The 13475-nt window shown below is 68.7% G+C and carries 12 protein-coding genes; 5 read left to right on the forward strand and 7 right to left on the reverse strand.

Annotated elements, in window-relative coordinates:
• Nucleotides 1-576: 576 nt before the first annotated feature.
• Entirely contained in the window at nt 577-2208 is a 1632-nt protein-coding gene (locus K6V06_RS07245) for a 3'-5' exonuclease family protein (protein WP_222241584.1), read from the forward strand.
• 43 nt (nt 2209-2251) lie between these two features.
• Here K6V06_RS07245 and K6V06_RS07250 read toward each other — a convergent pair whose 3' ends face one another.
• The 7 genes from K6V06_RS07250 to K6V06_RS07280 all read right to left on the reverse strand — a co-directional run bounded on the left by K6V06_RS07250 (nt 2252) and on the right by K6V06_RS07280 (nt 8876).
• Complete coding sequence (locus tag K6V06_RS07250; protein ID WP_222241586.1) at nt 2252-3049, reverse strand: SDR family oxidoreductase; 798 nt, start codon at nt 3047-3049, stop codon at nt 2252-2254.
• Nucleotides 3050-3094: 45 nt separating this feature from the next.
• The gene (locus K6V06_RS07255; RefSeq protein ID WP_222241588.1) at nt 3095-3607 is read right to left on the reverse strand and encodes a DUF1269 domain-containing protein; all 513 of its coding nucleotides are present in this window, start codon (nt 3605-3607) and stop codon (nt 3095-3097) included.
• 152 nt (nt 3608-3759) lie between these two features.
• Complete coding sequence (locus tag K6V06_RS07260; RefSeq protein ID WP_222241590.1) at nt 3760-5193, reverse strand: acetate kinase; 1434 nt, start codon at nt 5191-5193, stop codon at nt 3760-3762.
• 63 nt (nt 5194-5256) lie between these two features.
• Nucleotides 5257-6201 carry a flagellin gene (locus K6V06_RS07265; protein ID WP_222241592.1) on the reverse strand — a complete coding sequence of 315 codons (945 nt, stop codon included), beginning with the start codon at nt 6199-6201 and terminating at the stop codon, nt 5257-5259.
• A gap of 8 nt (nt 6202-6209) precedes the next feature.
• A complete protein-coding gene (locus K6V06_RS07270) occupies nt 6210-6908 on the reverse strand; it encodes a C39 family peptidase (RefSeq protein ID WP_222241594.1) in 699 nt (232 codons plus the stop codon).
• Nucleotides 6905-7321 carry a hypothetical protein gene (locus tag K6V06_RS07275; protein WP_222241596.1) on the reverse strand — a complete coding sequence of 139 codons (417 nt, stop codon included), beginning with the start codon at nt 7319-7321 and terminating at the stop codon, nt 6905-6907. Before K6V06_RS07275 ends, K6V06_RS07270 begins: the two co-directional genes overlap by 4 nt.
• A gap of 163 nt (nt 7322-7484) precedes the next feature.
• Nucleotides 7485-8876, reverse strand: coding sequence for a hypothetical protein (locus K6V06_RS07280; RefSeq protein WP_222241598.1), 1392 nt, complete (start codon nt 8874-8876; stop codon nt 7485-7487).
• 681 nt (nt 8877-9557) lie between these two features.
• Here K6V06_RS07280 and K6V06_RS07285 point away from each other — a divergent pair.
• Genes K6V06_RS07285 through K6V06_RS07300 form a run of 4 tightly spaced genes read left to right on the forward strand, consistent with a single transcriptional unit; the run spans nt 9558 to nt 13258 of the window.
• Nucleotides 9558-10343, forward strand: coding sequence for a GntR family transcriptional regulator (locus tag K6V06_RS07285; protein ID WP_222241599.1), 786 nt, complete (start codon nt 9558-9560; stop codon nt 10341-10343).
• A gap of 58 nt (nt 10344-10401) precedes the next feature.
• Complete coding sequence (locus tag K6V06_RS07290) at nt 10402-11445, forward strand: tripartite tricarboxylate transporter substrate binding protein (RefSeq protein WP_222241601.1); 1044 nt, start codon at nt 10402-10404, stop codon at nt 11443-11445.
• Nucleotides 11442-12737: a 3-isopropylmalate dehydratase large subunit gene (locus K6V06_RS07295; protein WP_222241611.1), complete on the forward strand. Its 1296-nt coding sequence runs from the start codon at nt 11442-11444 to the stop codon at nt 12735-12737. The genes K6V06_RS07290 and K6V06_RS07295 overlap by 4 nt, the downstream gene beginning before the upstream one ends.
• Entirely contained in the window at nt 12737-13258 is a 522-nt protein-coding gene (locus K6V06_RS07300) for a 3-isopropylmalate dehydratase (RefSeq protein WP_222241613.1), read from the forward strand. Before K6V06_RS07295 ends, K6V06_RS07300 begins: the two co-directional genes overlap by 1 nt.
• Nucleotides 13259-13475 lie beyond the last annotated feature (217 nt).

Here is a 13475-nt window from a genome sequence, read left to right on the forward strand (position 1 = left end):
CCCGAAGGACCTCGCTCTTTCGAGCGGTCGCTCACTCTCAGAAAACTGACTGGCTCCATCTGCTTGACACAGATAAAGCCACGTTTTGCTGTGCGAGCACTGATAACTTTTGAGCTACGCCAAAGACCGAAGTCCTCGGCGGTTCGCTCCGCTATCAAGCGCCCACACTTATCGGTTGTTCGTGTTGTTAAAGAGCCTGTCGCTTCGAGCCGCGCAGCACGTCGTGCTGCCTGCCGTCTTGCGTTGCTGCGTCAGCAGCAGAGAAATGAGATTATGCAGACGTTTTCGCTTCTCGTCAACCGTTTCGCGCAACTTTTTTCAGAGCATCGCTCGTTGCGCGGCAGGTGCGGTCCTTCTTCTGCACACCTGCGGGAGCCGCTTTGCGTCTCCCTTTCCGCTGACCCCGCTGCGTGTTCAGCAGCGAGGGGGCGAATATTAAGGGAGCATGAAAGCGAACGCAAGCCCCTTCCGAGAAGTTTTTTTCGTGAGCACGAAGCGTCATATTCAATATTGACAGCGCGTCGGCATGCCGCGGTCAGCCGCACGCTGAAGCGACCGCCCGATTAGAATCGGCGCATGCCCTCGACCTCAGCATTCTCCCTGGACCAGTTCGGCCCCTTTCCCTCCGGCGACGACCTGGCGATCCGGGAAGTGGACCCGCTGGCGCTGGCCGCCTCGCTGTCGCGTTCGATCGTGTTCGTCGACCTCGAGACGACCGGCTCCGACGCCCAGCGCGACCGCATCACCGAGATCGGCGTGGTGGAGGTCGGACCGCAGGGCGTGACGGAGTGGGACACGCTGCTGGACCCGGGCTGCGGCATCCCGCCCTTTATCCAGTCGATGACCGGCATCACCAACGAGATGGTGCGTGGCCAGCCGACCTTTGAATCGCTGGCCGAGGGGCTGGCGGAGCGGCTGCAGGGCAAGCTGTTCGTCGCGCACAACGCGCGCTTCGACTATGGCTTCCTGAAGCAGGCGTTCCGGCGCGCCGGCATTACGTTCCGCGCGGACGTGCTGTGCACGGTCCGGCTGTCGCGGTCGCTGTTCCCGTCGGTGGAGCGGCATGGGCTGGACGCGCTGATCGCCCGCTTCGGGCTGCAACCGAAGGGACGCCACCGTGCGCTGGCGGATGCGGAGCTGCTGTGGCAGTTCTGGCAACGCATTCATGGCCGCTATTCGGCCGAACTGATCAATGCGGCAGTACGGTCGCTGGTGCGCCGGGCGAGCCTGCCCGCGGGGCTGGAAGAAACCGCGCTGGATGCCGTACCCAGCGGAGCGGGCATCTACCTCTTCCATGGCGACAACGACGTGCCGCTCTATATCGGCAAGAGCGTCAATCTGCGCCAGCGCATCGGCGCGCATTTCTCGGGCGACCATCAACACGCGCGTGAATTGCGGCTGTCGCGCTCGGTGCGGCGCGTGGAATGGCGCGAGACCGGCGGAGAAGTGGGCGCGTTGCTGCAGGAGTCCTGGCTGATCAAGCGGATGGCACCGCTGCATAACGTGCTGCTGCGTCGCAAGGGCGCGCTGTTCGCCTGGGAGCTGCCGGAGAACCTGCCGGTCCCCCGGCTGCGGTCGGACCGCGATACCGATTTCAGCCGGCACCGGGCCCTGTTCGCGGTCAGTACGGGCAGGGGCGGGGCGCAGGCGCGCCTGCGCGAGCTGGCGGACGAGCACGGCCTTTGTCTGGCGACGCTGGGCATCGAGCCGCGTGCGCGCCCCGGCCTTCCCTGCTTCGCTCGCCAGCTGCATCGCTGCGCCGGGGCCTGCACCGGCGATGAATCGCTGCTGGCGCATCGAGCACGGCTTGCCACCGCCCTCGCGCCCTTTGCCGTGCAGCCCTGGCCCTTCGAGGGCGCAGTGGCCTGGCGGGAGAGCGACCATCCGCGAGCGGCCTGGCACGTGCTGGAGAACTGGTGCTATCTGGGCGATGCCGCGTCGCTCGAAGAGGCGGCGCAGCGCCTGGGCGAACCGGCACGCTTCGACCTCGACATCTACCTGATCCTGTTGCCGCACCTGCACCGGCTGCTGGCCGACGCGGTGCCGCTGTCGGCGCGGCCGGTGTTCGCGCTGCGGCCGCTGGACCTGGCGGCCCTTGCGCCCACCGCCGCCCCGCTGGGCATGACGTCCTCGCCCCGCATTGCAAAACCGGCCGCACGCCGCCGCGTCGATCCAGCCCAATCCGCGCTGCCGCTGTTCGAGGGTTGATACGGGGACGCGCCGATCGGCGCTCGAGGCGCCGGTTGGCCCCTCAGAAGTGGCCCAGATAGCCGCCGTCGACAGCCAGCACGTGGCCGGTGACATACGAGGCGGCCGGCGAGGCGAGGAAGACGGCGGCGCCGGCGATTTCCGCCGGTTCGCCCCAGCGGCCGAGCGAGGTGCGCTGGCGCAACCAGTTGCCCACGCCCTCGTCGTCCACCATGGCGCGGTTGGCCTCGGTAGCGAAGTAGCCGGGCGCAATCGCATTGACGGTGATGCCATGGGCGCCCAGGTCGGCGGCAAGCGCGCGCGTCAGCGCGTCCAGCGCCCCCTTGGTGACCGGATAGAGCACGTCGTTGGCACGCGCGACCTGCCCGGCGATGGAGCTGACGTTGACGATGCGCCCATAGCCGCCGCGCTGCATCCAGGCCGACGCGAGCCGGCACAGGTGATAGGGCGCGACGAGGTTGGTTTCCATCATCGCGCGCAGATCGGACGTGTCGAGCGCCGCCATCGACTGGCGGTTGCGCGCGCCGGCATTGTTGACGAGGATGTCCAGCCGGCCGTGCCGGTTGCCGATCGCCTCGACCGCCTGCGCCACGGCCGCTTCGTCGTTGATGTCGAGCGGCAGCGCATGCGCGCCGGTGCCCAGGCTCTGCGCCGCCTGCGCGAGCCGCTGCGGGTTGCGCGCGGCCAGCAGTACGGTGGCGCCGGCGTTGTGCATTGCCGCCGCGATCTCGAATCCAAGACCCTGCGCGCCGCCGGTGATCAGGGCGACCCGGCCTTGCAACGAGAAGGGATGCGTGGTCGCGCTGGGGCTGGCGGAGGAAACGGGAGTGGCGGCGGGCATGGCGGCAACTATACCGCAGCCGCCATGCCGGTCACATCCGTGACGTCAGGGGAATACAGGCACCGCCGGATCCATGCCGGCAAAGCGCGCCTCGGGGTGGGCGTTGCGCAGCAGGGTTTCGATTTCCTCGATGCGGCCGCGGGGCACGTCGACCATCAGCAGGATGCGTCCTTCTGCAATGTCGCTGGTGAACGAGCGAAGCCGGCTGTTCGGGGCGGAGCTGCCGATCATGCTCGACACCCAGGCGCCGAACATCGCGCCCAGCACGGCGAGCACGCCCACCAGGCCCCATTGCGGCGTGTCGCTGACGATGGGGAACATCGCGACAACCGCGCCAGCGACCACGCCGACACCGCCGCCTACGATCAGGCCCAGTTCGGCGGCGTGCACGATATCGGAGGTCTGGAACAGATTGGCTTCATGCAGCCCGCTCATGTCCTCGCCGTCGCGAGCGACGAAATGCATGTGCCGGTGTTCGATGCGGGCGAGCAGCAGATCGTCCATCGTGCGGCGGGCGCTGTGCACATCCGGCAGGAGCCAGTAGATACGCTTGCGCATGGCGAGTCCTCCATCCGCGCCCCCGGGATCACGATGGTCCCGCGGCACCGGACAACCCATGCGGGGTCCGGTCCCTTCGTTGTACGTCACGGGTCGGGCAACCGCAAGGAGCGGGGGGCCAACGCCGCCGCTCGCTCCTCCCGAGGTTGCCTTCAGAACGTGATCGGCAACCGCACGTTGACCTGGACGTCCGGCGTATCGCGCGTCAGGCCGGCTCCCACCGAGACGTTCAGCGTGTAGCGATTGGTGAACCGGTAGGAGTAGCCGACCAGCAAGGTGCCTTGCGTGATGCGCACCGAGCCGGGGACGGTCTGTCCGTTCTGCTTGGTCGGCCAGATGATGCTCTGGTCATAACCGATGCTGAACGACGCGCGCTCGTTCAGCGACAGGCCCATGCCGAAGTTGAAGCCAAGGATGCCGCCGGGCGCGATCTTGCCCAGCGGTTCCTTCTCGCCATTCAGTACCGTGCGGCTGAGCCCGTCCCGGGCGAAATTGTGCAGGTAGCTGATGGTGCCGAAGAACACGGCGGGATCGGTTGGCAGCAGCCAGGTCAGCCCGGGCTGGATGGCCTGGAAGCCGGTGCCGGTGGGCTGTCCCAGCGGCAGGCCGGTGCCGGTGGTATTGCCGACGCAGCGCTGCACGCAATCGGTGACGACATCGAAGGGGCTGCGGCCGGTATTGGACTTGTAGCGCAGCCAGCCGATGAAGAACGGCATGCGGTCGTTGCCGTAGTTGAGCTGATAGCGCAGCGTCGCTTCCACGTCGCCCAGGCCGCTGCCGCTCGAATCGAATACGTTGTCGACGGCACTGCCGGTGAAGACCTCCCGGCTGATGGTCGAGCCGGAGGTGCGCACGTACGGCACCTTGGCCTCGATCTCCAGGCGCTTGGTCAGGCCGTAGCGGAAGGCGACCGAGGTGACATAGGTGGATGTCTTGACTTCGCGCACGTCGATCAGCCCGATCAGGATGGCCGGGATGACCGTATAGCCGACCAGCGCGACGCGGTTGTTCGACGAGTAGCCGTACTGGAACGCCGGTTCGACGACGAGCTTGCCCTGCGGCGTGAGCACCCCTGGCTGATCGAAGATGGGCGCGATTTCCGGCGGACGGGTCGGCGCTTCGGGCGGCTTGCCGACCGGCTCCTGCGCTTGCGCCACCATCGCCGGGGTGGCCGGCGTGCCGCCCGAGGGGCCAGCCGTGGGACCGGCCGGAGCCTGGCGGGGATCGACCGGTACGTTGGTGGTATTGGGCAGGCCCGTCATGCCGCTGGCGCCGGCCTGCGCTGCCGCCGCGCCGGTGGCCATGTCGCCGCCGGTCACTGCAGGCGCACGCTGGCCGCCGCGCCGGGTGGCCAGCGCGTCCAGCCCGAGCACGCCGCGCAGTTCCCGGATGGTCTGCTCCTGCAGCGCCATCGAACGCCGCATCGCCTCCAGCGCCGCCGCCTGTTCGGCGACCTCGCGCTGCAGCGCCTCCACCCTGGCCGCGGTATCCGGTGGGTCGACGGTCTGTGCGTGTGCCAGCCCTCCCAGCAGCAGCAGCGTCGAGCACCCCGCGCTACGAATGCCTCGCATCGAAGCGTTGTTCATCGTTGTCTCCCCCGGGGACGGACTGATTGGGCAGGCGTCCGCTGCCTGCATGGTTGCGGTGTTCTACCGCAGGCTCGCTGCCCGCTGCAGTGCGCTATCCAACGCTGCGCCGACGACTCCGGCGCGGAAGGCCTGCAGCGTGTTCACCCCCGCGTCGATGGTCAGCAAGCTCTGGATCGATTGGTTGTTCAAGGTGTTCTGGATCACCGTCGCCGGCGTGCCGGCCAGCGATGCGGCATCGAAGCGGTTGCCCGGCCCGTTCTGCACCAGATTGAGCAGCCCATTGGTGGCCACTGTGCCGGTGGCGGTGCCGATCACGGCTGCCGGCGCATCGGGCAGCACCGCCGCCGGCGGCGTGGCAGCAAGCGGGGGCGGCACGGGCGCCGCCGTTTGCCCGGGCTGGGCGATTGCAGCGGGATTGGGGGGCGCGGACGCGGCGGTGCCAGGCGCGGCGGTGCCGCCATTGCCGGCCAGGCCGCCCGGTGCAGGCGCCGTGCCGCCCGAGGTGGCGCTCGCCAGTCCGCCAAGCGCCGCGCTGACGGCCGCATTGGCGGCATCGGCAGCGGTCTGCCCCGCCGCCGCGCCCGCCGCTGCCGCGTTGGCTCCCGCGGTGGCGGTGTTCTGCAGCGCCGAGGCCAGGCGCGCGGCCTGTTCGGAGGTGATGCGGCTGACGTCGGGAATGACCAGACTGGTGGACACCACCAGGTCGCCATTGACATAGACCGCGCGCGAGATGCCGAACGAGACCTGCAGACCGCCGGTTTCGAAGCCGCCGCGCAAGGCGTCCAGACGCTCGCTGTCGACCGGCTGCCAATGGGCCATCGCGTCGCGGGCCGATGGCAGGTCCTGGCCGGTCAACGGGTTCAGGGCCGACGCGGTGCCGGCCACCGGGGCGGACGCGATCGACGCGGCGGCATAGGTCGCCGCGCCGAGGACGGCCACCGTCCATGTCAATCCACTCCGCCATGGGCAGCGGCGCCGCACCGGTTCGCCGCAATCGATATCCATGATTGCTCCTAGAAGTCGCCCGCGCCGTTCCTCGGCATGACGGTGAAGAACAGGCTGTCCCGGTTCACGCCCATCCAGTACGGCCCGGTCGGCGCGACGCGCCAGTCGGCGGACTGATTGAAGCGGGCCTGCTCGGTCCGGTTGTGAATCACGAACAGCAACTGGCTGTCCCAGATGCGCTCGAAATGCGCTCGCGACAGTGCCCGCGTGCCCAGCGCCGGATCGCCGACCAGCACGCGGTCGCCACGCACGCCCTTCACGACGACGAAATGGTGATAGCCGTTCTCGACCACCAGCACGATGGCCGGGACCTGGGTTTCCTCCAGCTTGGACAGCGGCAGCTCGAAGCCATCGGCCATGTAGCCGCGCGATTCGAGGAAGCGCTTCATGTCCAGCAGCGAGAAGCCCTCCTGCTGGATCTTGGCGCGGTCGCCGCGCAGGTACATCTGCTGGAAGACTTCGGCTTCGGTCACCGGGTGGCCGTACTGGTAGGTCAGCAAGGTCGCGATGGCGGCCGATCCGCAGCTGAAGTCGTATTGCTGGCGGATGGTGGTGCGAAAGCGCGCTTCCTTCAGGCTGACCGTGCGGACCTTGTATTCGCCGCCGAGGATGGGAATGACGGCATCCGCCGCCTGTCCCGGGGGCGCGAACGCACCCGCGGCGATCAGCAGCGGCAGCGCCAGCGTCGCAAGCCTTCGAAGCGTCATGGCTGGAACTGCACGTTCAGGATGGTCGCGCTCTGGATCAGCGTATTGGCGCCGGTGTTCTGGATGACCGTCGGCAGGCCGCTGGCATTGGCAAAGGCACCCTCGGTAATGGCATTGCTGCCGGTGATCACGCGGTTGGCCACGTTATCGGCGACCGTGCCGGCCAGTTGCATGTCGTTGACGACCAGTTCGGCGCCGCCTCGGATCTGCGCCAGCCGCTCGGTGTCCAGTGGCGCGCCGAACCGGGCCGACGGCTCGGCTTGCGGAGTCGCCGATTTTGTTCCTGATGGTGTCGCGGGATCGGCATGGGCAGGCGCCGCATGTGGCTCCAGCGCCGAAGCGGCGGCGTCAACCGCCGGCCACACCAGCAGGATCGCCGTCAGCGTAGCGGCGGCGATGCGATTCGAACGCATGATGAAGGCCTCCTCGTTCCTGCGCGCGGCGGGGCTGCCGCGGCGCAGGGTTGCTGCTGTTGACAGGACATCGGCAGGCGACGCGCAGTGGACAGCCACGGCGCGCACGGCGGGAGGCCGCTCCCGCTTCGCGCGCCGAAGCCGTCAGCCGCCGCGCATCGGCTTAGCGACCGACCGCCAGGTTGGCCTGCACCGTGACCGCCTGCTGCACCAGAGAGCCGAGGCCGCTGTTCTGGTTGGCGATCATCACGCCGGCAGCGGACTGGCCGACGCTTGTCATGGCATTGGACATATTGAAGGTGCCCGCATCGGCCAGGGCATTGCCACCTGCCCCGCCCGCGCCGCCGGCCGCACCGTTGCCCACGCCGCCGGTGCCGCCCGCGCCCGCGCCACCGGCGCCACCCGCGCCGCTGGATGCGCCGGCGGCCCCGACCGCACCGTTGCCGGCCGTCGAGTTGCCATTGCTCGCCGTGGTGGTCGCGCCGCCATTGGAGGCGTTGCCACCTGCCCCGCCGTTACCGGCCACGCTGTTCTGCGCGCCGCCCGCGCCGCCCGTGCCAGGGCCCGCGCCTGCCGTCGCGGTCGCGGCGCCGCCGGTGCCGGCCCCGCCGGCTCCGCCGGTGCCGGTGCCCGCGCCGCCGCTGGCCGTCACCGCGCCGTTGGTGCCGCCCGAACCCGCGCCGCCGGTCGACGTCGAGGTGCCGCCGGTCGCGGCCGCATCGCTGCCGCTACCGGCCAGCGAGCCGCGGCCGGTCGAATCCGAGGCGCCGCCATCGCCACCGCCCGATGCACTGCCGGCCGCGCTGCTGCCGCCCGCGCCGCCAGCCAGACCGCCGAGGCCGCCGGCGCCCAGGCTCGCGCTGAGCGCGCCGCCACCCCGGCCGGTGCCGGTGCCGCCCGTGCCGGCGGTACCGGTCGCCTGACCGCCGTAGCCGCCGCGTCCTGCCGTCGAGCTGCCGTTGCTGGCATCGCCAGCCGTGGAGCTGCCGACCGTGGCGCTGCCACCGCTGCCGCCATTGCCGCCGTTGCCGCCCGCACCGCTATTGCCGCCGTCACCGCCGGTGCCACCGTAGGCCGCGCCGCCGGTGCCATTGCCGCCACGGCCCCCCACTCCGCCGCTGGCATTGCCGGCCTGCAGCGCCACGTTGCCGATGTGGCTGACGGTCAGACCGCTGACCGTGCCGGACAGACGCGTCGCCGCCACGGCGGTGCTGGTATTGAACGCATTGGCGAAGTTGGCATTGGCCGTGCCGCCGTTGTTCGCCGCGGCATTGCCATAGCCGGCGGCGTTCCAGGCCCGGCCCGCGTTGTCGGAGGCGGTCTTGTTGGTGGTCCTGGTGTCGTTGCGATTGATGGTGGAGGTGCTGTTGTCCTGATACGCCTCGGAATACTCGTTCGCCTGCGGCCCGGCACCCGTCTGGGTGTTAACCGCGGCAGTGGACTGGATGTTGTCTCCATCGACTCTGCGCTCTGCGGTGTTGGACTGCTGCGCGAACGCCTGGCCGGCAGTGCCGAGGGCCAGCGCGATGGCGGAAGCGAGTAAGGTCTTTTTCATACGAAACTCCAGGAGGGTTTTCCGGTGTCGTCGCCGGCGCCACTACGTTCGGGAAGCGGTGCGCCAGACGCAGGTTGGGCATGGGGCCGAACCGAAGCCCCCCGCGCATATTCGGTGCCAAAGCGCCAGCCAAAAGCATTTTTTCCTTTTAAATCAATGGAAAAAATGTGCTGGCAGGGTGCAAAATCCCCGTTTGAGTGCAACGGCGGCGTTCCGGGCACGTGCATTCAAATCGACATGTCACGCTTGTGAGACAGTGCGGGAGAAAGTGGAGCGACGAGGCGGAGCGACTGGGAAGGCCGCAAAGCCAGTACGGTGAAGGGCGTTGGCGGGGAGCCCGGCTGAAAATGGAGATCGAGCGGCGGGTCTTCACGGCGTTACTCCGCTGAAACAGCAAAAGATGCTCGCCCCAGCGTGGTGTTTTTTCATCCACGTCGTTCGCAGTGTCGCAAAACGACTGTGTTGGCCAGGCCGCGAACCGGCTCGCATGGATATGGGCTTGCGTGGGCCGGCGCACGGACAGCGCCGCGATTCCGTTGCTGGCACGCCGTCCAGGGACTTGGCCGGGGAGAGACTGGAGAAGCGCGGCCGCGCCGGCTACATTGATCGTCTTTGTCCAATGTCTGATTTAAAGTACATTAGAACTATTTCCGACCTGATGCCGTTGCGGAAAGGGAAACCATGACTGAAGCCGTTGTTCCCCTGTATCACCAGATTTACGTGGTACTGCGCCAACAGATTGTCGAGGGCCGTTTCGGCCAGGGCCCGCTGCCGGGAGAGATCGACCTGGCCAAGCAGTTCCAGGCCTCGCGGGTGACGATGCGACGGGTGTTCGACCGCCTCGTGCAGGAGGGGCTGGTGCGCCGTCATCGGGGCCTCGGTACCTTCGTCAACCCTCACCCGGTCAGACCGGCGACGGCCGCGACGGAGCGTCCGGCCAGCCTGCTGGACAACCTGATCGACATGGGCGAGAAGACCTCGGTCAAGGTCCTGTCGATCGACGAGGTGCAGGCACCGCCCGATGTCGCGGCATCGCTCGCTCTGGAGCCGGGCGCCCCGGTCACCAAGGTCGTGCGGCTGCGCCACTATCACGGCGCGCCGCTGTCGCACATCACGGTCTACCTGCCCGCCGACCTGGGCCGTCATCTGACCTGGGATGCGCTCGAACACAGCCCGATGCTGCGGCTGCTGGAAAGCCGCGGCGGTCTCAAGCTGGGCCGCGCCACGCAGGTGCTGTCGGCGCGCCTGGCCGACGTGGTGGTCGCGCCGCTGCTCGACGTGCCGGTCGGCGCAGCGCTGCTCGCCACGCGCCGTGTGGTGCAGGACAAGTCGGGGCGGCCAATCCAGCTGCTGCTCGGGCAGTACCGGCCAGACCGCTATGAGTACCGGATGGAACTCTCACCCGCGGGCGGGGACAGCGCCAACGTCTGGGTCGAGAACGGCGGACAAGCCGGCTTGCGGGACTGACCCGACGGCAAGCATCGACCCCTGCGCGACATATCAAACCCACAGGAGACAACGCGCAATGCCTTTCGATCAGAACCCCGGATCCTGCCCGGTTGTCCTCACCCCCTCGCGGCGCCAGGGCGTGCGGCGCAGCCTGTTGCTCGCGCTGACCGCCACCCTGTTGCCCGCGGTGCTCCCTGCGGCCGCGGCGGAACAGGCGGGCGGCGCCATTGCCGGCGGCAAGCCGATCCGCATACTGGTGGGCGCCCCTCCCGGCGGCACCACCGACACGCTGGCCCGGGCGGTGGGCCAGGAAATGGCCCGCATCCTCGGGCAGCCGGTCGTCGTGGAAAACCGCCCCGGCGCCGGCGGCAATATCGCGGCCGACATGGTTGCCAAGAGCGAGCCGGACGGCACGACGCTGCTGATGAGCTTCACCAGCCATACCATCAATGCGACGCTGTACCGCAAGCTGCCGTTCGACCCGATCGCCGATTTCACGCCGATCACGCTGGTGGCCAGTGTGCCCAGCGTGCTGGTCGCCAATCCGTCGCTGCCCGCCAACAACGTGTCGGAGTTGATCCAGCTGGCCAGGTCCCGACCCGGCAAGCTGAATTTCGGCATTGGCGCGCTTGGCTCCTCGCTGCACATGGCCGGCGACATGTTCAAGATGATGACCGGCACCTATATCGTCAATATTCCGTACAAGGGCACCACCCCCGCGGTGACGGACCTGCTGGCCGGGCAGGTAGACCTGATGTTCGGCAGTACCCTGAACGTGCTGCCGCATATCAAGGCGGGCCGTCTGAAGGCGCTGGGCGTCACCAGCCCGAAACCGCTGCCGCAGCTGCCCGGTGTCGCGCCGATCGGTGCGACAGTGAAGGGATTCGAATCCAATGCCTGGTTCGGGCTGTTCGGTCCGGCGGGGCTGCCGCCCGAGATCACGCGAGCGGTGTATCAGGCTGCGCGCAAGGGGCTGCAAGCGCCAGCGGTGGCGAAGCGGCTGGAGACCGACGGGGCGGACGCGGTAGGCAGTGCCCCGGACGAATTCGCCGCCTTTGTCCGCGAGGACGTCAAGCGCTGGGCCAAGGTGGTCCGCTACTCCGGGGCGACGGTGGAATGAGGCAGTCATCAGTCCCGCCTGCCACCCTCGCGCAGAAGCTGGTCGCGCGCGCCGCCGGCATGGAAACCGTGGTGCCGGGCACGGTGGTGACCTGCAAGGTGGATCTGGCCATGTCGCACGACTCCAGCGGGCCGCGCCGCGTCGCGCCGCTGCTCGAGGAACTGGGGGCAAGCGTCTGGGATCCACAGCGCTATGTGCTGGTCACCGACCACTTCATTCCTGCCGCCGATCCACAGGCCGAGGCCATCGTGCAGTTCACGCGGGACTGGGCGCGGCAGCAGAAGCTACCGCATCTGATCGACGCCGAAGGCATCTGCCATGTCGTGCTGCCGGAGCACGGCCATGTGCTGCCGGGGCGCTTCATCGTGGGCGGCGACAGCCATAGCCCCACGGGCGGCGCCTTTGGGGCCTATATGTTCGGCATCGGCGCAACCGAAATGGCCGGCGTGCTGGTGACGGGCGAAATCTGGCTGCGGGTGCCGCAGACGATCCGCATTCAGTGGGATGGCCGGCTGGCCGACGGGGTCAGCGCCAAGGACATCATGCTGTTCCTGTGCGCACGGCTGGGACTGGGCGGCGGGCGCTACGAGGCGATCGAATACGCGGGGTCGGCGGTGCAGGCACTGCCGATGCAGGAGCGGATGACCCTGACCAATATGAGCGCCGAACTGGGCGCGCAGACCGGCCTGATCGCGCCCGATGGCGTCACGATGGACTGGCTGGCGGCGGCCGGCGTGCCGGCGGCCACGCTCGCCGGCATCGACCTGGACCGCTGGCGCAGCGACGAGGGTGCGTCCGTGGCCGAGCTGCATCGCTTCGATGCATCCATGCTGGCCCCGCAGGTTGCGCGGCCCCATTCGCCTGCCAACAGCGCGCCGGTCGCGGAATCGGCGGGCGAGCCGGTCGACCTGGCCTATATCGGCGCCTGCACCGGCGCGAAGCTGGAGGACATGCGCATGGCCGCCCGCGTCCTGCGCGGGCGCCGTGTGGCACCGGGCGTCGCCCTGCAGCTGGCGCCCGCCTCGCTGCGAGATCAGCAGCAGGCCCAGCGCGAAGGCACGTTGCAGGTGTTGCTCGATGCCGGCGCGCAGCTGCTGCCCAATGCGTGCAACGCCTGCGCCGGCTACGGGCCGACCCGCTTCAAGGCCGGCACCCGGGCCATCGCCTCCACCGCCCGCAATTTCGCCGAACGGATGGGCGACGCAGGCAGCGCCGTATGGCTTGCCTCGCCGATGACCGTGGCGGCTTCCGCCGCGACGGGCCGGATTACCGATCCCAGGACGATGCTGTGATGAGCGAGGCGACTCCCAACCCGATTCTGCCCGGGCGCATCTGGCGCTTCGGCGACAACGTCGACACCGACGCAATGGCCCCCGGTACGCAGATGAAGAGCGGCATCGAGCAGATCGCCCGGCATTGCCTGGCCGTGCTTCGGCCCGAGTTTCCGCAAGGCGTGCGCCGCGGCGACATCATCGTGGCGGGCGAGAACTTCGGCGTTGGTTCCTCCCGGGAACAGGCGCCACAGGCCCTGCGCTACCTGGGGGTCGCGGCCGTGCTGGCTCCATCGTTCGCCGGGCTGTTCTATCGCAATGCGATCAATCTCGGGCTGCCGGTGCTGGTCTGCCGGGATACCAGCACCTTGGCCGACGGGGCGGCCGCCACGCTGGACCTGGAGAAGGCGGCGGTGATGCTCGAGGACGGGCGGCGCGTCGACTGCGAGCCGATTCCGGATTTCCTGCTGGAGATGCTGCGGGCGGGGGGATTGGTGGCCCATTTGAAGGGGCGGTTGGCGGCAGGGCAGCGAACGGCATGACGCAATGACACGGCCGCCTTGTCAGTGCCTGCCGGGTAGGCGGGAGCGGCCAAGGTGGCGCTCATGCGGTACACTGAGCCACAGAAAGCCAAAAGCCACCCGAAGGTGGCTTTTCGACTCTTTCGCAGACTGCGGCGTCACCGGCTTAGGTTCCCGAAGCAAGCTACAGGAGCGGGAGTGGGATCGCAGTTGCCTACGCGAGGTATCTTATCCGACT

It is taken from the genome of Cupriavidus sp. AU9028, from assembly GCF_019795295.1.
Taxonomy (GTDB): domain Bacteria; phylum Pseudomonadota; class Gammaproteobacteria; order Burkholderiales; family Burkholderiaceae; genus Cupriavidus.